Annotated in this window: 19 protein-coding genes; 6 read left to right on the top strand and 13 right to left on the bottom strand. The window is 48.1% G+C overall.

All coding sequences use genetic code 11. The features are described 5' to 3' along the window. Window positions 1–436: 436 nt before the first annotated feature. The 5 genes from RIF36_RS01615 to RIF36_RS01595 all read right to left on the bottom strand — a co-directional run bounded on the left by RIF36_RS01615 (window position 437) and on the right by RIF36_RS01595 (window position 4,016). Complete coding sequence (locus tag RIF36_RS01615; protein ID WP_350149291.1) at window positions 437–928, bottom strand: MgtC/SapB family protein; 492 nt, start codon at window positions 926–928, stop codon at window positions 437–439. Between the two features lie 179 nt (window positions 929–1,107). Continuing rightward, entirely contained in the window at window positions 1,108–1,419 is a 312-nt protein-coding gene (locus RIF36_RS01610; protein ID WP_350149290.1) for a hypothetical protein, read from the bottom strand. A 46-nt stretch (window positions 1,420–1,465) separates the two neighbouring features. Continuing rightward, a complete protein-coding gene (locus RIF36_RS01605) occupies window positions 1,466–2,554 on the bottom strand; it encodes a BamA/TamA family outer membrane protein (RefSeq protein WP_350149289.1) in 1,089 nt (362 codons plus the stop codon). Next, the gene (locus RIF36_RS01600; protein WP_502880833.1) at window positions 2,554–3,000 is read right to left on the bottom strand and encodes a nucleoside deaminase; all 447 of its coding nucleotides are present in this window, start codon (window positions 2,998–3,000) and stop codon (window positions 2,554–2,556) included. Before RIF36_RS01600 ends, RIF36_RS01605 begins: the two co-directional genes overlap by 1 nt. Next, the gene (locus tag RIF36_RS01595) at window positions 2,997–4,016 is read right to left on the bottom strand and encodes a hypothetical protein (protein ID WP_350149288.1); all 1,020 of its coding nucleotides are present in this window, start codon (window positions 4,014–4,016) and stop codon (window positions 2,997–2,999) included. The genes RIF36_RS01600 and RIF36_RS01595 overlap by 4 nt, the downstream gene beginning before the upstream one ends. A 562-nt stretch (window positions 4,017–4,578) precedes the next feature. Here RIF36_RS01595 and RIF36_RS01590 point away from each other — a divergent pair. Beyond that, window positions 4,579–5,904, top strand: a complete 1,326-nt coding sequence (locus tag RIF36_RS01590) for a DUF6600 domain-containing protein (protein ID WP_350149287.1) — start codon at window positions 4,579–4,581, stop codon at window positions 5,902–5,904. A 413-nt stretch (window positions 5,905–6,317) separates the two neighbouring features. Here the strand turns inward: RIF36_RS01590 and RIF36_RS01585 are convergent, their stop codons facing one another. The 5 genes from RIF36_RS01585 to RIF36_RS01565 all read right to left on the bottom strand — a co-directional run bounded on the left by RIF36_RS01585 (window position 6,318) and on the right by RIF36_RS01565 (window position 12,702). Beyond that, window positions 6,318–7,778 carry a BNR-4 repeat-containing protein gene (locus RIF36_RS01585; protein ID WP_350149286.1) on the bottom strand — a complete coding sequence of 487 codons (1,461 nt, stop codon included), beginning with the start codon at window positions 7,776–7,778 and terminating at the stop codon, window positions 6,318–6,320. Window positions 7,779–8,039: 261 nt separating this feature from the next. After that, complete coding sequence (locus RIF36_RS01580; RefSeq protein WP_350149285.1) at window positions 8,040–8,462, bottom strand: DUF6326 family protein; 423 nt, start codon at window positions 8,460–8,462, stop codon at window positions 8,040–8,042. 143 nt (window positions 8,463–8,605) lie between these two features. Continuing rightward, window positions 8,606–9,991, bottom strand: a complete 1,386-nt coding sequence (locus RIF36_RS01575; protein WP_350149284.1) for a putative collagen-binding domain-containing protein — start codon at window positions 9,989–9,991, stop codon at window positions 8,606–8,608. A 278-nt stretch (window positions 9,992–10,269) separates the two neighbouring features. After that, on the bottom strand, window positions 10,270–10,974 hold the full coding sequence (locus RIF36_RS01570; RefSeq protein WP_350149283.1) for a gluconate 2-dehydrogenase subunit 3 family protein: 705 nt from the start codon (window positions 10,972–10,974) through the stop codon (window positions 10,270–10,272). Between the two features lie 12 nt (window positions 10,975–10,986). Next, entirely contained in the window at window positions 10,987–12,702 is a 1,716-nt protein-coding gene (locus RIF36_RS01565; protein ID WP_350149282.1) for a GMC oxidoreductase, read from the bottom strand. Window positions 12,703–13,006: 304 nt separating this feature from the next. Between RIF36_RS01565 and RIF36_RS01560 the strand changes: the two genes are divergently transcribed. The 5 genes from RIF36_RS01560 to RIF36_RS01540 all read left to right on the top strand — a co-directional run bounded on the left by RIF36_RS01560 (window position 13,007) and on the right by RIF36_RS01540 (window position 18,715). Then, window positions 13,007–14,728: a S41 family peptidase gene (locus tag RIF36_RS01560; protein WP_350149281.1), complete on the top strand. Its 1,722-nt coding sequence runs from the start codon at window positions 13,007–13,009 to the stop codon at window positions 14,726–14,728. Between the two features lie 378 nt (window positions 14,729–15,106). Next, a complete protein-coding gene (locus tag RIF36_RS01555) occupies window positions 15,107–16,843 on the top strand; it encodes a GMC oxidoreductase (RefSeq protein ID WP_350149280.1) in 1,737 nt (578 codons plus the stop codon). Beyond that, window positions 16,843–17,502 carry a gluconate 2-dehydrogenase subunit 3 family protein gene (locus RIF36_RS01550; RefSeq protein ID WP_350149279.1) on the top strand — a complete coding sequence of 220 codons (660 nt, stop codon included), beginning with the start codon at window positions 16,843–16,845 and terminating at the stop codon, window positions 17,500–17,502. Before RIF36_RS01555 ends, RIF36_RS01550 begins: the two co-directional genes overlap by 1 nt. A gap of 154 nt (window positions 17,503–17,656) precedes the next feature. Next, window positions 17,657–18,094: a peptidylprolyl isomerase gene (locus RIF36_RS01545; protein WP_350149278.1), complete on the top strand. Its 438-nt coding sequence runs from the start codon at window positions 17,657–17,659 to the stop codon at window positions 18,092–18,094. Between the two features lie 201 nt (window positions 18,095–18,295). Next, the gene (locus RIF36_RS01540; protein ID WP_350149277.1) at window positions 18,296–18,715 is read left to right on the top strand and encodes a hypothetical protein; all 420 of its coding nucleotides are present in this window, start codon (window positions 18,296–18,298) and stop codon (window positions 18,713–18,715) included. 73 nt (window positions 18,716–18,788) lie between these two features. Here RIF36_RS01540 and RIF36_RS01535 read toward each other — a convergent pair whose 3' ends face one another. From RIF36_RS01535 to RIF36_RS01525, 3 genes are all read right to left on the bottom strand, one after another. Continuing rightward, window positions 18,789–20,081: a toxin-antitoxin system YwqK family antitoxin gene (locus RIF36_RS01535; protein WP_350149276.1), complete on the bottom strand. Its 1,293-nt coding sequence runs from the start codon at window positions 20,079–20,081 to the stop codon at window positions 18,789–18,791. Between the two features lie 40 nt (window positions 20,082–20,121). Next, window positions 20,122–21,087, bottom strand: coding sequence for a DUF2027 domain-containing protein (locus RIF36_RS01530; protein WP_350149275.1), 966 nt, complete (start codon window positions 21,085–21,087; stop codon window positions 20,122–20,124). 206 nt (window positions 21,088–21,293) lie between these two features. Then, window positions 21,294–21,656, bottom strand: coding sequence for a hypothetical protein (locus tag RIF36_RS01525; RefSeq protein ID WP_350149274.1), 363 nt, complete (start codon window positions 21,654–21,656; stop codon window positions 21,294–21,296). Window positions 21,657–21,861 lie beyond the last annotated feature (205 nt).

The raw sequence follows: 21,861 nt of genomic DNA, 5'->3' as shown, positions 1-21,861 counted from the left end.
AAGGCGCTTTCTGGGCGCCTTTTTTTATTTAACCAAAGAAACGGGAGCTGTAGTAGAGAATTCCTAAAATTAGGATTATCGCCATAGCTAACCCTCCTCTTGTTCTCCTCCCAAGAGGAGAAACTCGTTGGTTTGATTCAGTATCTGAGCAACGAGCTTCCCCTCCACCGGAGGGGGTTGAGAGAAGGGTAGATACTCTCAGCAATATTATATTCTTAACCCACTTTATTATTAGAAATTAAAGTCCCCTCTTGAGAGGGGATTTAGGGGTGTGTTTAATTCCTTTATCATCTGACAGATAACCAGCCTGATGGGGTTTTCTAGGGCAATGAATGATTATTTAAATGATTAAGGCGCTTAGAAGCGCCTTTTGCCTGGTTCCGACGCTCTGCGTCGGAACCAATCTCTAAGTTTTTTTCTTAAAGCAAACTCAGAATTAATTAAAATTCTCTTTCTTATACTCAGAATCATAATCTGACTTTTTACTGATAAGCTTGTTAAGGTAGCCGAAAAGATAATTTACGATGACAAGAATAAAGGTAGTTCCAACCCCTAGCCAATATTGCTTAAGCGCTATACTAATTCCGATTCCGGCAGCCATTAAAATAGTTGCTGCGGTGGTTAGATATCGCACAACCTGACTTGAGGAGCTCTTTAAAATAGTTCCTGCGCCAATAAAGCTGACACCTACTACAACGGCATGAACCATACGAATCGGATCAACACCAAGTCCTTCCGTTTGGATGAGCTGATTGAAATCTATGATCACTATTCGCCCCAAAGAAACCAATAATGCAGCCGAACCGGAAATGATCATATTGGTTCGGAATCCGGCCGGTTTCTGTTTCCATTCTCGTTCTAGCCCCAGAATCCCTCCCAGAATAAGAGCGATGGTTACATCTAATAAAATTTGCGCTTGTTCATACATGAAAACCCGAAATAAGTAAAAGAGTCTCTTATTCTAATGGGTTAGAGAAGATTTTGTTCCGTGTTGGATCTCCGGACATCGAAATATTAGAACTGTTTTTGCGGTCAGAAGGGCTACATCCGTCTGAACTTCAAGGTATATTTAATTCCATCTGAAGGAAAAATCTAAGGCGATAAAATTCAGGATTGATCAGAATATTCGGTTAGAATTATTTCTTTATCCGAGCTGTCTAATCCTATCCATTCTGTGTTGTCAGATAATGCCAACTGGATTCCTGTTTTATTTACTACTTCTACTATATGAGAAAACCATTTTGAATAAGAGCAGTCTTTTGGTTCGGTAGAAATAAAGCCGTTTAAAGATGGGTTCCAGTAAACCCCTGCAGCTTCACGATAAACAAACTGGTAATAACTTTGACCTTTGTTTTCTAATATCAAAATTAACTTACCAGATTCTAAAACCTCTATTTTTTTAAGAATCTCTTTCTTCATTATTTTAACCGATTATTCTCACTCATCACTCATCACTCATCACTCATTAAAAAGCTTCTCCGATGGTGAGGTAATAGCCACTGGTTCCCTTCCCAAACCCGGCGTCGATCCGGATGTTGATCTTCTTTTCCTGATCCAGCACAAAGCGTAGACCGGCCCCTCCGGCCAGCTTAAAATTATCCAGCGAAAAGGCCTGAATCTGCGGAGCCACTCCACCGTAACCCACAAAAGCGACGGCGCCAATGCGCCAGAATAAAGGAGCCCGGTAGGCCGCCTGCAACAACATCAGGTTCTTATCCCGGAAGCGTCCTTCAAAATAGCCGCGTAGCTTTTTGCTGCCTCCCAGCATGGCCAGCAAATGAAAAGGCGGCTCGCCCTGTTGCATCACGGCATAGCCATTGAGCGCGACCACGTGCTTCCAGGGAGTAGTGAAGTAGGTGCTGGCATCTACGGAAACAGTAGTGTAGCGAAAGTCGCTGCCGGTCCAGCGGTTATCATGTTGCACGAGTGTCTCTATGTACCAACCGCTACCGGGAAAGAATATGTTGTTGCGGGAATCATAAATGAGTACCAGACCAGGACTGGAGGTAAGGCCGCCCCGGTTGCCGGTAATAGCCTCATTGGCCAGCCGACCATCGGGGTCAGTTTTCACAATCTTGTAACTTTCAAACCAGTAACGAAGTCCGGCATACAGATTGGGGCGTACCCGCCGGAGCAGGTTTAGCCGGATGCGGGGGAAATTCACTTCATAAAACTCTAAAGCTTCCAAAGGGGCCGGATTGCCAATGCCGTAGAACTGGTACACGTAGCGGTAGTATCCCACTTCGCCGTAGCTATAATACTGATTCTGATGCCAGCGAAGCTGAAACGGAGCGTATAAGAGCAACTGCTTGTTAAGTGTATAAATGGCCAGTGCCTGCACTTGCGAATCAGCCGTATCGTTGGCAATGCGGAAGGCATACACCCCCGCAACCCCAAAGGCCAGTTTGGTTTCCGGGGTATAAAATGCCACGGGTAATCCGTAAATCCGGTTGCGGGTAGAATCCTGTATGGATGTGGTGTCAGCAGTTTGTGCATAGAGGGAATGCCAACCCATCAGCCACACTATCCAGAAACCTACGGTGCGTAATGGCATTACTTTCGCATCTTCGTGAAAAAAGACTGGATTAGCTGACGGCTCTCTAGTGCTAATATTCCCGACGTGACGAATGTTTTCTTATGCGGGATGCTTTCGTGGTACTGAGTATAGCCTTTATTTTCATCGGAAGCTCCGTAGACCAGACCGCCCAACTGTGCCCAGTGAATAGCCCCGGCACACATCACGCAGGGTTCCAGTGTAACGTAAAGCGTACAATCCGGCAAATACTTGGCGCCTAAGAAGTCAAAGGCCGCGGTGAGTGCCAGCATTTCGGCATGGGCCGTAGGGTCGTTCAGCCGCTCGGTTTGGTTATACGCTCTGGCAATGATGCGCTGATTGGCTACCACAATGGCTCCGACCGGTATTTCGCCTTCTTCAAAGGCCTGTTCCGCCAGCATGAGCGCCTGTTGCATATAATCCTCGTGGTTTCGTATTCCTATCAAGATTGTTCGTGGTTACGTTCAAGAAGTGCTTTTTCAAACGCCTTTATGTCATCCATCGGTAACGCAAGGCTAGTGGTTGTTTTTTCTATCCCGTACAATCCCTGAATCACGACGGGCTCTTTGAAGGTGATGAGTAAGTTTGGGGAGGCCAGCAGGGCCAGATTGAGCGTGGATTTACTTTTATAATTATCTGGAATGGGCTTGATGGCTTCAATAAGGGGCAAAGGAATGGTCGCGCGCCATCGCAGTCCTATCCGAATAAGCAGGCGATCTTTTTCCAGCACAATCGGGCGTTTCAATACCGCGACCAGATCAGCCCACAGGAAAAGAAAAGAATAGGCACTCAGTAGAGTAAACCCCAGGGCAACGCCTTCGCTCCAGCGGCTCAACAGCAGATGAATACCCACCGTTTCGGCCACCGTTACCAGCAACAAAGCGCCTGTCAGGGCAGGATAAGCAGACTCCCGGTGGTAGGTAAATGCCGTTTGATGATCCATGACCTCTTTCCGGGCACGCCAGAAGAACAGTCCGTAATAGAACATGGCGACCTCATTTACGATAAATACGATCCCTTTATGCTGGCCTAAAACCTGTTCTAAACCGTACTGCAAATTCTGAAGCACATCCGGGTTTTGACGGGCTGAAAATCGGTACGCAGCGATGATCTTACGAATGCGGCCTAGCCCGTACAGTAACACCACCGACTCGGTGACAATAACTGCTTTCTCGGCGAAGCCTAAAAAATACTGATGCGTATCGGGCAAGATCCAGTGAGCAACCCCAACCGCCAGTAGAAATACCAATAGCGTGGTAATCCAGTTGACCGATCGCTTGCGGACAATCAGGAAATAGTAGAGGAGAGGAATGCCCAGCACCAGGTCAGCCGTAATGCCCAAGGATAGCCAATGGGGCGAAGTTGTGAATGTGGAGCTTTGTACAATAAATGCCTCGCAAAGAAGGATACTCAGAGCAATTCCGAAAAACCAGACAAATGGGCGGGGTAACGTAAAGGTCATAAGCTACAAAGGTAAAACAGATTGGTGATTAAGGGAGTCATACAAACCGACCAATATCAGAATGGTTCAGCGAAAGCCTCCCTTCAGTATGTAACGATATTCCTAAGTCCAGGATATTGACCGTGAGAATTTGCCGAATTGGAATTAATCCATGCATTCAGGCGAGCCAGAAACAGACAGGTTCGTTCTATGCAAATGCTTCTAATAACATGCCTTCTTGCCCACATACCCAGCAAAGGCTCTTTACTATAAATCAAATAAATCATTGAATTTTTATATTATTCTCTTGTAAGGTTTATCGCTGAATGATTGGCAGAAGCACCACCTATCGCCTTTTCTGGGCCCCTTTTATTTTGCGAAGCTCATGATGACTGATTTTTTTTTCAGGTTTTATAACCTGCTGAAAAATAGTCATATATCTTGATTACAAGACAAGCGCACTGATCGAGTTATTGCATAATTTTTAATCTGGGCATGATTTTGGTCACTATATTAATAAAATGTAAGTTTTTACCCTTTTTGGTTAAACACTTCTCTATGTGTCATCTAAAATTCCCTCATTATGAAAACGCTTCATAAACATACTATAGCTGGGATTCTGTTAATAGCATTTACTTTATTCCTTCCCCTTTCAGATACTAAAGCGCAAGGCCCGATCTCTTTTGATGTTTTTTACCACGAACTGGCCCCTTACGGGAGTTGGGTTCAAAATCCAGGTTTCGGCCAGGTGTGGGTTCCCAATGCGCAGTCGGGCTTTCATCCATACGTTACTCGGGGCCACTGGATTATGACGGATTACGGTAATACCTGGGTATCCGATTATTCGTGGGGATGGGCCCCTTTTCACTACGGACGTTGGTATTTGGATGACTACTACGGATGGGCCTGGGTACCTGGCTACGAGTGGGGACCGGCCTGGGTCGCCTGGCGTTCGGGTGGTGGCCATTACGGATGGGCACCCCTGTCTCCCGGATTGAATGTCAATGTATCGATAAATATCGGACGCCGTATTCCTCGAGGTTACTGGACATTTGTTCCGCAACGCTACATTACGAGCCACCGAATTTACGACTATTGTTTGCCATCTCGCCGAGTAACCCGCGTGTATAATCATACTACGGTGATTAACAATACCTATGTATACAATAATCAGCATCACTACTACAGCGGACCCCAAGTTCGAGAAATTGAGCGCGTTACCCGCCAACGAGTAACCGTACGTCAGGTAAGACCTGCTCGACGACCCGGATCACCCGCCTTACGTAATGGTTCAGTCACCATGTACCAACCCACATCTCGGGGTACTCGAGGGGCATCAACCCGCGTTACTACGGCTCCAAGATCCTCAACGCCGGAAAGTTATCGTGGAAGTGCGGATCAACGATCCACCTACGGAAGAACATCGCGATCTTCATCAGCAGTACAATCAACGACTCCCCGCACGCGGTCGCCTCGCACCGATTACCAAGCAACACCTCCTACGAGTACTTCCCGCAGTCGTAGTGCTCAGGATGCAGGCATTGGTAACAAACAGAATACAAGCTCGAACCAGCGATCCGCAGCTTCGCGGGGTAATTACGGAACTACTACCCGCCCGGAGCGATCATCGGTAAATAAAAGCAGTAACAGCCGCACCTCACGTCAATATGATAGTGGAGCGAACCAACGATCGTCAGTTTCACGCTCTGGTAACAAACAGCCTTCAGCGGTACCATCAACGCGATCAAGCGGGTCACGATCAAGTAAATCACCGAGTAGCACTTCTCGCTCCAGTGTGAGTCGATCTGGTAATTCGCGAAGTCAGTCAGCCGTTTCTAGCAGTGGTAGTTCACAAACTAAAAGCTCACAATCATCCACAACCCGGTCAAGAAGAAATCCCCCGAACTAACTTTTGTAGGGTATCGAGAGGCTTTTTATTCAAACGTTCTTTCAATACTTTGATAAGCAGTTAGATTTAACCAATAGGTCAGGGTCAGGTAAGTAAGCACTGTGACAAAATGAGCTTATATTTTTAGCGTCATAGCCAGGAAGAATGACGAAGCTATCTCCCCGCGCCACGCCGGCTCATTAGCAGCAGATTGCTTCCTCGTGCCTCGTCGCAATGACGTTATCATTATTTTCGGCATAGTGCTTACCCGACCAGAAATAAGCATAATCAATACGTCATCGCGAACGAATGTGAGGCGATCTTACGCCACGGCAGACCGCTTCGCAGAGCCTCGCGGTGACGTCTGGAGAAATGATACTTTAATTTGGTCGGATACTTAAGAGCGCGATGGTAACATCATATTTCTTACCTGACTAATTCATTTTCTTTGGTTGTGCTTCGTCAGTATCCATCGTATAAGGCAGCCGCCAGTAGTTACCTTCGCTATCTCCGAAATACATATCGGATCGGCTGAGCGAATCCGGGTTGCCATCGGCCCAGAAGTAGAAAAACGGGTCTTTGCCGTTTACCACGCGTCGCATGTAATTATGGTTGCGCTCACTTTGCTGAGTCACCTGCGTGGCCTGGCTCCAGCTTTGTCCCTGATCCGAGCTTTTCCAGATGACGACCTCGCCTCCGCCGCCGTAGCGTTGCGGACTGTTCTCGGTCGGGCCAATAACCGTCCACCCATCCTCCTCAATGAAAAGACTGCCCATATCGTAGTTATGATCCGAGGTCGTCACGACATGATCTTCCCACTGGTCTCCGGTCCAATGGATCACTCGCCACTCCCGGGGATCGTTAGACGGGCCAGGTTCGTGTCCGCCACTGGTAATGTACAAGCCTATCGGATTTCCGTCAGCATCAAAATTAACATCCTTCAGGTACACATTCTTTCCCTGGCTGTAGTAATCCCGGATGCGGGCGGCATCGTCTACCTGAGTGAGAGGAAGAGATGTCTGGGTTCCATCAATGGTGGTCCAGGTTTCTCCCAGATCGGTGGTTTGCAGATAGTAAAGATTGGTGCGTTGGTCTACATCTCCGTTGGGGTGCCAGTTGAAAAAGGTGACCACCTTATCGCCCAGCCGGTTGCTCATCTGGTAATGACCTCCTTTTTCGTCATCCCCTTCACGGATACCGGAAAGCTTACGATCTTCTGTCCAGCTAAGGCCATCCGGACTACTTTCGTAATACAGCTCCCGTACGCCGCTGTATTTGGTGAACAAATGCAGAAATCCTTTACCAGGAATGTATGATGGCTGAGGGTAGGTCATCTCTTCCTCAGAAATCTGCTCAAATGCATCAATGCTGTATGGTTCGCGGCTCTTGTATTTAAATCCGGGTCTCTTGGTGCCCCGGCCACTCACAAATACCCAAAGGTATCCCTCTGTATCGATGGAAAGACTGGGGTTGTCGTGGGGATCGTCCACTCCTTCTTTGTCGTGTACCACGGTTGGTTTGGTTAGCGTGTTGGTTGCATGGTCATAACTTCCAATCATGCAGAGCAGGTATCGATCCTGTTCATCGGTGGTGCCACCGTACACGAAGAATGTTTTGTTCACCTCAGGGGCGTAGATGGAAAGCGGAATATGTTTGGCCGTATAGGTGCCTAGCCCGCCGGAATATTTATCTCCATATTCGTACATCTGACCGAGGGTAAACCAGATGCCTTTATACCCGTCGGCTTTGCGGCTCGTTTCTGCATCGGTTGTTTGTTCAGAGGCTGGTGCTTGTTCCTGCTGGTTGGGAGAGCATCCGGCTAGAAGATAAATCGTGAGCGAAAAGATGAGCAGTAAACGTTGGTTCAGATAAGTAGTGTCTCGGAGGTTTGGCATAAGTATTGGTTCAGTCAGCGTATATTTTGGAGGCCTGCATCATTCAAAGCAGGGTTTCCGATAAAGTCATTCCCGGTAAGCACGCTTATGTTAGTAGTACTTTTTCTTGTAGTGACCTATCGATTCGATTTTATGAAGCTCAATGTCCAGATATGGCATGTATCTCTGGACTTGTTAAATTTCTACTAAGGTATCGGTTTTACTTTTCGTCATCAAATAACGCAGAAGAGGCATGGTACTATATCGTTTGTTATTTGCTATCTATGACTCTTCCACTCTAGGCCACTTCCAGGCATAAAAGACAATTAGAATAGTAATTATGCTTTCAGTAATAGCTAGAAAAACATAAAAACTATACCAGGGAGTGATTGAATTTATTGCTATCAATAGCATCATTAGTGTGAATAAAGTGCCAAAAATGATGTTGAGTGCTCTGTTGAAAGGAGCTTTAAGTAAAATGGACATGCAAATCATTAATGCAGGAATGGCCAGCACAATAGATGCAACAAGTAATTTCATGGGGTTATCTAATATGTTTTCACCGTTAAGAAGCCCATCTACTTTGTCAGGTACATATAGTTCAAAATAATCACCATACACATAGCAGAACATTACGGATGTCCATAAAGCTGACAGTTTATATTTGATATTTATTATGGGTTCCTGAAGTGTTTTTTTAGTCATTTTCCTTGGTATGATTATTCGCAAGATGCTTCGAAGTATGAAGAGGTTGCATTTCTGCTGCATTGGCAGATTACAAGAAAGATATTATTTGTTGCACAACCTTCTTATTTGGATGAATACCCTGGAGAAAGAAATACTGAGCGTTAATTTTTGATGAGCGCCACCCAGTTCCCTTGTTGGGGCGGAGCGAGGGGGATGATGTCTTCAGTGCCAACTTGCTTACTTTCTGTCCATTCCGACGTGAGTACATTCAGCCAACGGACCGTTCGCTCGCTCGCTAATCCACTCAGATCAAGCGTGACTTCACCGCCATCAGGGAAGTACACAACATACGCTTCTCCGGCAATGGCGCGGGCATAGGCTTCGTTCTCTTCTCGTTCGCTCAGCAGGTGCATGCAGGGTTCAGCCGAAAAGTGATCGTAGGCATCGGTGAGCATCCGCATACTTTGGATGACGGTCTGGGCAGTATCGCTCAACCCCAAACCGGAGGGAGGACGGTGAAAGCGGGTAGAAGCTGCACCCAGCAACACATTGCGGACAAAGCGCTCCAAAGCGTCCTGATGGTCGTGACCGAATTTGTTTCCGTTGGCCCCGTACACTTTAATGTTATTGGCTGGGCGGGGGTGTTCCGACTGATGTATCCGTTGGATTTGCTTGATCCCGGTGTCCCAGTGTAGTTGACCTTTGTTGTGATTATTCTGAGAGATGTCTACAAAGTCGTAAATCTCGGGATGATCGATGGTGGAACGGTGGGCCACGTGATTCAAATCCCAGGGATCCCACATTTCGGTGGTATAAACCGTTTTATTTTCCTGTTCCTGGGCAGTACGCTTGATGTACTCCGACCAAAACGCTCCCCACTCTGAGGTGACGGAGGTTTCGTTATCCATGCAATATAGTACGTGATCGTACTTCAGCGTGTGTTCCAGTAATTTATCCACAAAAGCCTGCTGATATTCCAGCACTCTGAACAGGCTCATTTGCGAAGGCACCGATCGGAAGAAGTTATTTTCGGTATAAATCGGATGGGTAGCAACCACGGTGTCCAGCTTGGAACGGTGTGCGTCGTAGTTCTTATTATTCTTCGGATTAAATGGGTTGACATCCCAGATCTCCCGGTAAAAGTCGAAGGTGGCCCATACTTCCAGTTGCACCACAATATCGCGTTTGGCAGTTTCCTGCAAAAAAGTCTCAAAGCGCTGCCAGTATGCTTCGTTCCAGGTTTCCAGATCGTAAATACCTTCCGCCGTTTTACCAAACGCCCACACATTCCCCACATCCCGACTCGACATGGTGCAGCGGACATAGTTACCACCCGCCGATTGTAATTGGTCCAAATGCTCAGGCAGCCCATCAATCTGAAACAGGTTATCTTCTACCGAACCGCCGAGCAGTAAGGTTGGCTTGCTATCGTAGGCCCAAAATTGAGGGTGAGACTGGCTCATAGAGATGCCCGCAGTGTTTGATTGAGCCAGGGTAGAGGTCAGCAGCCCCAGGCAGGCCAGGAGCAATAGTACAGATTGTTGCATGTAGTGATAAGAGTTGTATTGCTGTAAAATAATAAAAATTTAGCAACAGGGTAAGCTTTCATCCGCTCAGGCACCTGGGTAAAGTTGTTTGATACGGCTGTGGTGTTTTTGCAAGGTGCTGGTAAAAAAGCCATGGAAATCCAACGACTTCGAGAATCCGGTAAGCTGCCCTTCCCTGGTTTTTCCCTTATTCCTGTACGTATGAAAAAAAAACAGCTATCCGATAGTAGGATAGCTGTTGATCATGAGATTGCTTAGTATACGCTGGGCTACCTCGATCAGGTAATCAGGTTGCCATCATCGTCCCACTCGGCCAGCACGTCTCGTTTGCTTTGGTCAACGCACTTGGCCAGCCATTCTTCTTCGTACTCCATGCCATATTGCTGTAAAACATCATCGGGTACTCCATCCCATACGTTGGGGCGGTTGCCCACATACCCCAGTTCCTCGATACCCATTTTAGAGGTATAATAGCCGGTAAGAGTAAGATCTCGCATCCTGGAGAAGAAGTCAACCCCTTGCGCTACTTCCGGCGAGGCTTTCTCCGGGTACGCTATTTCGTCCAGCAGTTCTTTTTGCTGGGTTTCGGAACAGTCATTAAATCCCTTGGCGAATTTCTTGTTGGCCCGGTGATTAAGCCACATAAGCCCACCCCGAAGTGGAGTTTGATAAGCGGTGATATCTTTTACAATAAAGGCAATAAACTCCGGTACTCCAGCTTCGGTAGCCGAGCCAAAGTCCTGAGTGGCTGGTAAGATCAGGTCGCATAAGGTGGCGATGGTGCCGATCTCCGGCTCCGTGAAAAACTCGCCCTCCATAAGCTTTTGGTCACGGGCTTTTTCTTCGTCGGTTCGTCCGTATACGCCAGCTTCTGCCGGAGCGACGGGTGCCTCAGGAGTTTTATCGGGAGCGCAGCCATTGATGACCAGGCCACCGGCTAAGGAGCCCAACAGCATTGATTTCATCGATTCTCTTCGATCCATAACTTGCGGGGATTAAATATTTTGCTTTTTGAATTGGTCTATAATGTAGTCTGAGGTTTTCCAGGATAGGGCCAGAATCGTCCAGGTAGGGTTTTTATCCGCCTGTGATACAAACGGTCCACCATCCACCACAAACACGTTCTTCGCCTCATGCAGTTGCTGGTGCTTGTTGACGACTGATCTTTTTGGATCGTCGCCCATCCGAGTCGTACCCACTTCGTGAATAATCCGGCCCGGTGCTTCCAGACCATAATCCTGATCCTTGCCAGGTGCTTCGCCCATCACCTGAGCTCCCATGGAGTGGAAGATTTCTTCGAAGGTTTCGTGCATGTGCTTAGCCTGTAGGCGCTCATGGTCCGACCAGGTGTAGTTAAACCGCAGTACCGGAATACCCCATTCGTCCACCACATTCGGATCAATCTCGCAGTAGTTGTCTTCCCGGGCAATACACTCGCCTCGTCCGGCCACGCCGATAAACGCTCCGTAAAACTTCTTCACATCTTCCCGCAGCTTATCGCCATAGCCACCGGCCTGCTGACCGATAAACTTGTTCATCTCCGTCACGCCGAAGCCAAAGCCGTAGTTAGGCATACTCATGCCGCCGCCCACTTCTATATGGTAGCCGCGGGGGAAATCCAACTTTTTGTTGTCCAGCCACCACGGACTGTACACGTGCATACCGGCTACACCGTCTTCGTTGTATCGCTTACGGTCCATCAGTTCGGGAATAAACGCACTACGGCTGCTGCCGGTAGAGTCGTGCAGGTATTTGCCTACCACATTAGAGCCATTACCCAGTCCGTTAGGGTGCTGCTGGCTTTTGGAGTTAAGCAGAATACGCGCAGAACTACAGGCGGAAGCTGCCAGCACTACGGTTTTCCCTTTGAGTTGGTATTCCTGTCGGTCTTCCTTGTTTACATAAGAAACACCAGTCGCCAGTCCTTCGCTGTTGGTGGTCACTTCCCGCACTACTGAGTTCACGAACAGATCAACCTTGCCGGTTTTCTGAGCTGGAAATACCAGTGCGGTGCCGGACGAAAAGTCAGCCTTGGCCGAGCAGGATCGTCCGCATTGTCGGCAGTAAAAACAGATACCCCGGTAGTCGTTAAGACGCTTGGTAAGCACCGACTTCCGGGCAGGAATTACAGTGACTCCTGCCTTGCGGGCACCTTTGATGTAGTACAACTCGTGCAGACGAGGTTTGGGAGCGGGTAGAAAGAAACCGTCCGGTTCATCGGGCAGGTTTTCCTTACTGCCGAACACGCCAATCAGCTTATCTACTTTGTCGTAGTAAGGGCTGATATCTTCGTAACTAATCGGCCAGTTGTCGCTTAGGCCGTCAAGGTCTTTTCGTTTAAAATCTTTAGGGCCGAAGCGCAGCGAGATACGTCCCCAGTGGTTGGTACGCCCGCCCAGCATGTGTGCCCGGAACCAGTCGAACTCGGTTCCCTCGGCGCGGGTATAGGGTTCACCATCGATCTCCCATCCGCCGTAAGCGGCATCAAAATCACCAAATGGGCGAGTGGTGCTCGCTCCCCGACGGGGCGATTCCCACGGCCACTTTAGTTGGGTCATCTGGGCAGGATCAGTAGGATCAAAGAAAGGTCCGGCTTCAACAATAGCGACGTTCAGTCCGGATTCGGCCATCACTTTGGCGGCCATACCACCACCGGCACCAGAGCCGACAATGATGGCATCATACACTTTAGAAGATTCAATAATATGCATAGAACAATAGTAGTGAGGCGATAAATATAGGTCAATTCGCTTAGGGGAGAAAATTTCGTTAAAAGTTAGATGTAGGTTTTTTCTTGTTTTAAGGCCTTAAGGGAGGTGAAATACTATATGGATTAGCGAAAAAATAACTTCTTTATTGTCTAACCAATAGCCTGATTTCCTTTTGCACCAAGCGGAAATACTCAATAGGTATTTGCCTCCTACCAACTTTGACGACTAACGAAGTACCATTATATTTATCTATATCAACTCAAAATAGAGTACTCTCAACTTATCACAACAACCTACTATTACTATGCCTTCTTTAGTAATCCGACTGCTTCCCAGTCTGCTCCTCACGATCAGCTTTTCTACTTGGGCGCAGGAAGTCCAGACTCCCCGGCAAGCATACGAATATCTGCAAAACGAACGGCACCGGGCCCAAGCATTGGGAATAGAAACCGAGCATCCTCCTGCCGATAGCCTGCAGAAAGCCATCCGCATCTTGCAGGAGGCATTGCAGTATTATCATCGTCCGGAAGTTGAAGCGCTGGCCCAGGCTTATGATCCTCTTTTTTATCGGGAAAGCGACATACTATTTGATCTTGCCAAAGTTCAGCTGAATGCCGGTCAGCCCACAAGTGCCGTGGAGTCGCTGGATAAAATTCTGACAAAACCCTATGGTCACATATATGCTGATCTCATTCAGAAGGATACAATTTTCTCGCCTATCCGCCATGATTCCGCCTTTGTATCTGCTTTAGCGAAGAGCCAGGCCGTGCGCCGAGTATTTCATTCTGATGCTCTCAAAACCCCTTATGCACCCAATATTAGCGAGGCAGAGAAGATCGCCGGACTATCAAAATTCTGGGCGGAGGCCAAGTACAATTTTGTTTACTTCGATCAAGTGCCTGAACTGGAATGGGATCAGTTATACCTAGAATACTTGCCAAAAGTGCAAGCCACAAGCAGCACTCTGGAGTATTTCCGAGTTATGCAGGAATTTTGTGCCCAACTGCAAGATGGCCATACGTCTGTTTGGCCTACTGCCGAGCCACTGGCCAATTTGGTGTATGGCCGTCCGGCTTTTCTCACCAGGCTGGTAGAAGATAAGGTGCTGGTGGATGAAGTATTTAGTGATAGTCTGGAGCAGTTGGGTATTCGGTTCGGTGTAGAAGTGGTTCACATCGATGGCGTTCCGGTTCAGGAATACGCCATTCAGCACATACAACCTTATCAAAACGGGTCAACGCCGCAGAATGTAGTAGTGGGCACCTACACCTATGAGTTGCTTCGTGGTCCAAAAGATCAACCCGTTGAAGTAACGTTTAAAGGAGCCAATGGCTTGTTCCGCCACTCGCTGCCTCGCTCGGGGTATTCAGATTACCACGCTACTCCTGCTTTTCGGCTTCGGGTGCTTCCGGGCAATATCGCCTATGTTGAACTAAATAATTTTGATAATGATGAAGCATGGAAGAGATTTGAAGTCGCTTTTGATTCAGTGGCAGCCACCGACGCGTTAATTCTGGATGTGCGCCGTAATGGCGGGGGTGATAGTAGTTATGGGTGGAATATATTAGGCTGCTTGACAGATTCTGCGTTTCGCATTGGGGCATATTCCTGGAGACTTTACAGCCCAATGCGTCGCAATAATATTTTAGGGCAACAGTACAAAATCAGCTCTCAAGGCACATGGTTGTCGCAAAAAGGGAAAAGCTACACCAAGCCGGTAGTGGTTTTAACGAGCGGACGAACTTTCTCCGCCGCTGAGGATTTTGTCGTTGCTTTTGATGCGATGAAACGGGGAAAATTAATTGGAGAAACTACGGGTGGCAGCACCGGCTATCCGCTGGAGTTTGATTTGCCAGGAGGACTAAAGGCCAGAGTATGCATGAAACGAGATACTTACCCGGATGGACAGGAATGGGTGGGAGTCGGTCTGAAACCTGATATCGTCGTACGCCCGAAAGCCGCTGACCTTCAGGCTGGACGTGATACCGTGTTAGAGGCAGCACTGGAATATCTTGAAAAGCTATAAGCGGACTGATTTCTATAATTTTCAGGTTGGAAAAATTTTGTTAAAAGCAAGGGCAGGATTTTCCTATTCTAGGCCACTACAGAGCGATGAATAATAAACATTTTGTGAGAAACCGAAGACGAGGGGTGATAAAGTACTATCACTTTTAAGTTATTAACCTTTTCGTGAAAGCTTAAAAATTATTCCAAAAGTTGATTACTGAGTTGTTGCAAACCCGCTTATGTTAAGTCATCTGCTTCCTTCTTTCCAACCGTCGAAAAGCTGAGTTCCATTAACTACTTATTTACCATCATTCTGAACAGCAGTGAGAATTTTTTACTTCTGCTTGCACGCTACGTAAATCGTCTATAATTTGACACAGAAACAACCTTTCTACTTATGCAGATCAAAGAAAACGGTACGGAATACGATGTGTGTGTGGTAGGTTCGGGAGCGGGTGGCGGAATGGCCGCCAAAGTGCTGACCGAGGCCGGAGCCAAAGTGGCCCTTTTAGAAGCGGGGCCGATGTTCGACTCAGCGAAGGCGGATATGTTCAAGTGGCCGTATGAATCGCCTCGGCGGGGGGCGCCCACCCACAAGCCTTTTGGTGAGTTTGATGCCGCCTACGGAGGCTGGGAAATTGACGGTGAACCGTATACAAAAGTAGGCAATACTGAATTTGAATGGTTCCGTTCGCGGATGCTAGGCGGGCGTACCAACCACTGGGGGCGTATCTCGCTGCGCTTTGGTCCTAAAGATTTTCAGCATTACAGCGTGGACGGAGTAGGGCACGACTGGCCGATTACCTACGACGATATTAAGCCTTACTACGACAAAGTGGATAAACTGGTCGGAGTATTCGGGGCCAACTTTCCCAAAGAACTGGGGCTGACCAACGAGCCGGACGGGCTCTTTATGCCGCCCCCCAAGCCACGAGCATATGAGCTGATGGTGAAGAAAGCTTGCGATCCGCTGGGCATCCCGGTATTACCTTCCCGGCTTTCTATTCTTACCCAGCCCCTTAATGGCCGAGCGGCCTGTCACTACTGCTCGCAGTGCGGGCGAAGCTGCTCTACGCACTCTAATTTCTCTTCTCCCTCGGTGCTTATTCCCCCGGCCATGAACACGGGCAACCTGACGCTCATTACCAATGCGATGGCGCGGGAAGTGCTCACCAATGACGAAGGATTAGCCACGGGCGTATCTTATGTCAATAAAGATGATGGGCTGGATTATGTGGTAAAAGCCAAGGTTGTGGTGCTGGCGGCCAGTGCCTGCGAAACCGCCCGCTTGATGCTCAACTCTAAATCATCCCGCCATCCGAACGGAGTGGGTAACTCCAGTGGCATGGTAGGTAAGTATCTGATGGACTCTACCGGAGCTTCCATGATGGGGATTTTTCCCCAACTGATGGATCGTGTTCGCTATAACGAAGATGGCACCGGTGGTATGCACATGTATGTGCCGTGGTGGCTGGACAACAAAAAACTGGATTTCCCCCGAGGGTATCATATAGAAATCTGGGGAGGCATGGGAATGCCGAGCTACGGCTTTGGCTTTGGCCTGCAGCGGTATAATGGCTGGTATGCCAATGCCGGTAAGGTTTATCCGAAAGGCGGTGGTGGCTACGGGGCAGGTCTGAAAGAGGATTATCGCCGCTATTATGGTTCTACGATTGGATTTTCTGGTCGAGGCGAGCCGGTAGCCCGGGAGGATAACTACTGTGAAATTGATCCTAATCGGGTAGATAAATGGGGTATCCCGGTGCTGCGTTTTCGTTATGTGTGGAGCGATTACGAAATTCAACAGGCGAAGCACATGCAGGATACTTTTGAGGAGATCATTACCACCATGGGCGGGCGCGTCGTAGGAGAGAAGGCCGGGGCTGATCGGAACTACGGAATTACTGCCCCGGGGCAGATTATTCACGAAGTAGGAGTTGCCCGGATGGGAAAAGACCCAAAGAAAGCCCCGGTAAACGAATACTGCCAGTCGTATGACTGTAAGAACCTGTTTGTGGCCGATGGAGCTTCCTTTGTATCCAATGCCGATAAAAATCCTACCTGGACGATTCTGGCGCTTTCCATGCGCACTTCTGAGTACATTGTTGAACAACGCAAAAAAATGAACATATAATGGAGTCTAACAATAAACTAAATATCAGCCGCCGCGATTCTTTGAAGATGCTCGGAGCTGGTTCCCTGGCCGGGCTGACCTGGGCCTGTGGCTCTGAAGAAACGGTTGAAGAGCATGCCCATGAGCATGTGGCACCTGACTCGTCTCAATTGAGTGAAGCCGACCAGCAGCTGATGGATCAGCAGTTTTTCAACGAGCACGAAATGAAAACGATCCACGTGCTTTCGGACCTGATCATCCCGGCCGATGACCGTTCAGGCAGTGCTACTGAGGCGGGAGTACCAGATTTTATTGAGTTTATGATGAAAGACCAGCCCTGGCACCAGACCGGCATGCGCGGTGGTTTGCGCTGGCTCGATTATACCTGTCAGCATCAGTTCGGCAAGCCGTTTGCAGAATGCAGCGAAGGAGAGCAAACCCAACTGCTGGATCAGATCGCCTATCCTGAAAGTGCCGCTCCGGAGATGAGCCAGGGAGTGAATTTCTTCAACAACTTCCGCGATTTTGTGGCAACAGGGTTCTTTACCAGTAAAATGGGCATCGAGGATCTGGGATATATGGGTAATAAGCCAAACGCCTGGCAGGGGAGCCCGCCCGAAGTGATGGAAGCCCTGGGAGTAAGTTACGATATGGTGAAGGAATATACTTTTGTGTCATAGCTCAGACATTTTTCTGCTATTGAGTTTGAACAGAAAAGAGAGCATAGGTATTCAGGAGCATAAGATGCATTAATGCTTGGAGAGTGTCTGCTGGCTTTCCCGTATTTTTTTCTAGTTTTGCGCACATTTTATTTACTTTAAGAACATTAACGCTATGAAAACCGCAGAGATCATCACCGAAAAGGGAACCATGAAAGTGGAATTTTTTGAAGACGATGCCCCTAATACCGTTGCCAACTTCTCCAAGCTATCCGAAGAAGGTTTTTACGACGGACTGACGTTCCACCGCGTCATTCCCAATTTCGTCATTCAGGGCGGTTGCCCCAAAGGCACCGGAGCGGGTGGCCCCGGCTATACCATTGACTGCGAACTGGATGGTGAAAACCAGTACCACGACCGAGGAGTACTTTCCATGGCGCATGCCGGGCGCAACACCGGGGGTAGCCAGTTTTTTATCTGCCACAGCCGTGATAATACCGCGCATCTGGATCGTAACCATACCGTATTCGGCAAGGTCACCGAAGGCTTAGAAGTGATTGATGGCATCCGGGAGGGCGATAAGATCGAGAAAATCACTATAAGCGAGGAGTAGAAGCGCTTTTTATTGTATCAATTGCTGCTGGGTTGCCTGGTATATAGGCTATCATCAAGGTGATAGCCTTTTTGATTTTTGTAGTAATCAGGAAAATCTTACCCCTCTAAGATTTCACGAGAATCCCTCGTTTTTTGAGGCAGTACTGCCGTCATATTTGCTCTGTACTTTATCATTATTTACCCCTACAGCGCATTGAATATGACCTGCTACAAAAATCAATATGTGACTATTGAGATTGACCCTGAACTGCAAGCTCTGGTACAAACCTGGCACGGCTTTGCCAAAGGCGAAGGATACCGACAGGCCTGGGATGAGTCTCTCAAGATTGCCAAAGAACATCAGCTGACCCGCTGGCTTATTAATCAGTCTGATTTAAAGGGCGTGAATTACGAGGACTGGCAGTGGGTAAACGAAGACTGGAAACCTCGCTTCGAGCAGGAAATCAGCGAAAATTTTACTGCCATTGTGCTGGCCAATAATATTTTTGATGAGATGGCCGGTCGCATTACTTCCCGGAAGGTAAACGGAAAAGCCCGTAAATCAACTACCGGATATTTTGCAGATAAAAAACGTGCCGAAGCCTGGTTAGAATCACTGGTACAGCCAGTAGCGAAGTAGTTAATAAACAGGCTGTAGCCAGGGCGTGTTGACATTCAGACTGAAAACGGTCCAAAATCGCCGTCCTAGTTATTTACTTCTTTTCTTCTCTGAGCAGGGCTCCGTTTTTATCATAATATTTCCAGGTGCCTGAAGGCTCACTACCCTTGTATTCCCCTTCTTCTTTTACCTGCCCGTTTTCGTAGTACAGTCGGTAATCTCCCTGACGGGTTCCGGCGTAGTAATTGGTCTCGCTTTCCAGATCACCCGAAGCATAAAATGTTTTGCTGGTTTGGGTCCGTCGGCCATTTTTGTACACTTCTATCTTCTGTATTTCTCCGTTTTCGTAATATTGCGTAGTGGTACCGTTAAGCTTGCCTTGCTGGTAATGCCTTATTTCCTGTAGTTGGGCGTTCGGGTAATAAGTTTTCCAGGTACCTGCTGGTTTACCGTCTACCCGCAACTGTCGGGCGTGCAGCGTGTTGTCCTGGTAATATTCTTCCAAAAAGGTAGTATCTGCCCCGTATTTGGTGAGCAATTGCAGCGGGCCATCGGCATAATACTCCCGGTGTTCTCCCACTGGTCTACCATGCTGGAACGACCGTTCGGCCTTCAGGGTACCATCGGGATAATAATAGCGGGCTTTACCTTCCAGAAAACCCTCTTTGTACCGTTCTTCACTGAGGGGTTGTCCGGTGGGAGTGTACGAGCGAGACTCTCCGTGGCGCTGACCTTTCTGAAAATACGTCTGGTCGGCTATTTCTCCGCCAGGGTAATATTCAGTATACAAGCCTTCCAGGCTGGCTTTTACGTAGTTGCCTTCGTTGCGAAGGGTGCCATCTTCGTAAAACTGGCGTACGGGGCCTTCCTGCTCACCTTTCTGGTAGGTCAGTTGCTCTCGAAGGTTTCCGTTGGGAAAGTATGACTCAATCAGACCATCGGGCTTATCATCTACAAATTGCGTCTTATTTTTGAGTGAGCCATCCTCGTGGTACACCCTCAATTCCCCCTGCATCTGATCGTTCTGGAAAAAGGCTGTCTGTAAAGTGTCACCGAAAGGGGTTAAAACCACCACAGCACCATCTTTTTTTCCTTTTTTGTAGGGAATGACCCGCTGCACGGCTCCATTGGGGTAAAACTCCCGAAAGGTGCCAATCATTTTCCCATCGTCAAAAACACCTTTGGCCGAGATGCTGCCGTCGGGAAAGTAGCGGACGTAGTCGCCGTGGGCCCGGGTGCTGTCGTTATCCAGGATATAATATTTGACTTTCGGCAGGGTCTGGGCCGAATCGTAGTAGGTAATCACCTGGGTGGTATCAAGGGACGATTGGGCAGCAACGTCCATTCCCCCTACGACCAGGCTAAGGATGAATACAATAGTTCGCATAAATACACCTGCTTTTTCAATGCTCTAACGACGAAGCATCCTATTTAATTCGAACCAGGGTAGCTCCATAACCAAAGGTATCACGCATGGTATCTTTGAAATATTGAATATTTTTTATTTTTGATAGCTTTTTGTGAATAGCGGCCCGCAGCACGCCGCTTCCTACTCCGTGGATAAAAGTAATCTCATCCATGCCGGTGGCGATGGCCTGGTCCAGTTTATCCTCGAAGGTGCGCAGTTGCAGTTCCAGCATTTCCGGATTGCTCATGGTATCGTATTGCTGGGTGAGCTTTTCAATGTGCAGGTCTACTTCGCGGGGAGGTCGCTCGAGGCGCAGGGTGGAAGTTTCCGGCCCGGTATTTTGTTTGGCGTACATACCCTCCTTTAGTTTGTCCGGGTCGAGGGGCTTGCCCATTTGTTCGTCTAGGCGAAAGACAAAGGCCGGTTTCTGTAGCACCGGAGCGGTGCCCTTGCTCTTAAAAAATGCATTGGCCTTAAAATTCATCCGGCGTTGCAGCGGTTCTCGTAAGGTAAAATAGCCGGTACGGTGAAAAAGCAACTGAATAACCAGTGTAGACCATTGGTCAAATTCAGCTACCCGTACATCTTTCAGTTTAGCGGTGGTCTGCGGAGCCAGTACTCCGGCACTGATGCCCTGATAATTTCCTTTACTATCTTCACCGGCTGAGTAGGGAAGTTCAAAGTCCGTGGCATTGACCAGGTGTAGCGAAAGCTGCTGGTCATTGATAGACACATAGGCCAGGTAAATGCCCTGCTGGGTGGGTTTTGCCGTGCTTTCGTCGGCCATAGAGCGGGGCTTCGAGGGGCGCTCGGGACGATCAAAGTAGTCCTCTTCTTCGCTGGCCACAACGACCAGCTCATTTTTGAGTACCGGAATGCCAAAGCCATCTTCTATTTCAATCTCGATCAGGTTTTTATCCAGGAAGCGAACAATGGTGCCTTCTTCGTTTCCGTGCAGTGTGCGAACTTTGTCTCCTACTTTCATGAGCTTATAACAGTTGGTGTGTACATAAAACGTCTGAAGGGCTGGTTTGTGAGATTTTAACGAGCCACTTCAGCAGTGTTGCTACCTATCCATTTTTTACTCATAACGAAGTTTAGCTCGAAAGGATGAAATTATCTAGCGGAAGAGGCCGGAGGAATGCACCCCATCACCCAGATTGGTAGCTTCAGCAGAAAATGAAAGAAGGATTATTTATCCGAGTCCAGGGTTACATCGTCCAGAAGTATGACAAAAAAATCTTCTCCGGCGATCAGTATATTCGGGTAATATTTTTCCTTGAGGGGCTGGCCTTCCCCCGAGAATACAATGCTTTTCTCCTCGCCTTCCAAGTCTTTCGTAACGTTGCAGATAACGTAAGTGCGAAAAGCATCAATTGTGCCTTCTACATGGTGCCGGACCACATAAGCATCAAAGCGATCGTCAAAAAATATCCAGCCCTCCTGGTTTTCCACGTAAAACCGCTGGCCCGTGCCTTCATCACAGCTCACTTCTCGCTCATGGCAGGAGTTAAAAAGCATGATCAGCAAGAGGGCATGCATTAGTTTGTTCATGGCTTCTCATAGTATTTATTTTAGGGACACGCCTCTTTGGTCAGGGGTTGTAAGGTAAAGGGGATAAATTGAAAAAAAACGGCTTACGGAAGTAGCACATTTGGCCCAGGCAATCTGGCTGAGAATTATACAGGCTTTTTCAGATTCTCCTCTCCGGGCCGGTGCCGATTTAGAGGCTCATCTATTGCATGCCGTCTGAAAAGGT

Source organism: Imperialibacter sp. (assembly GCF_040222815.1).
GTDB lineage: Bacteria > Bacteroidota > Bacteroidia > Cytophagales > Cyclobacteriaceae > Imperialibacter.
Note: the sequence above shows the minus strand (reverse complement) of the source record. Positions and strands in the feature narration are given on the sequence as shown.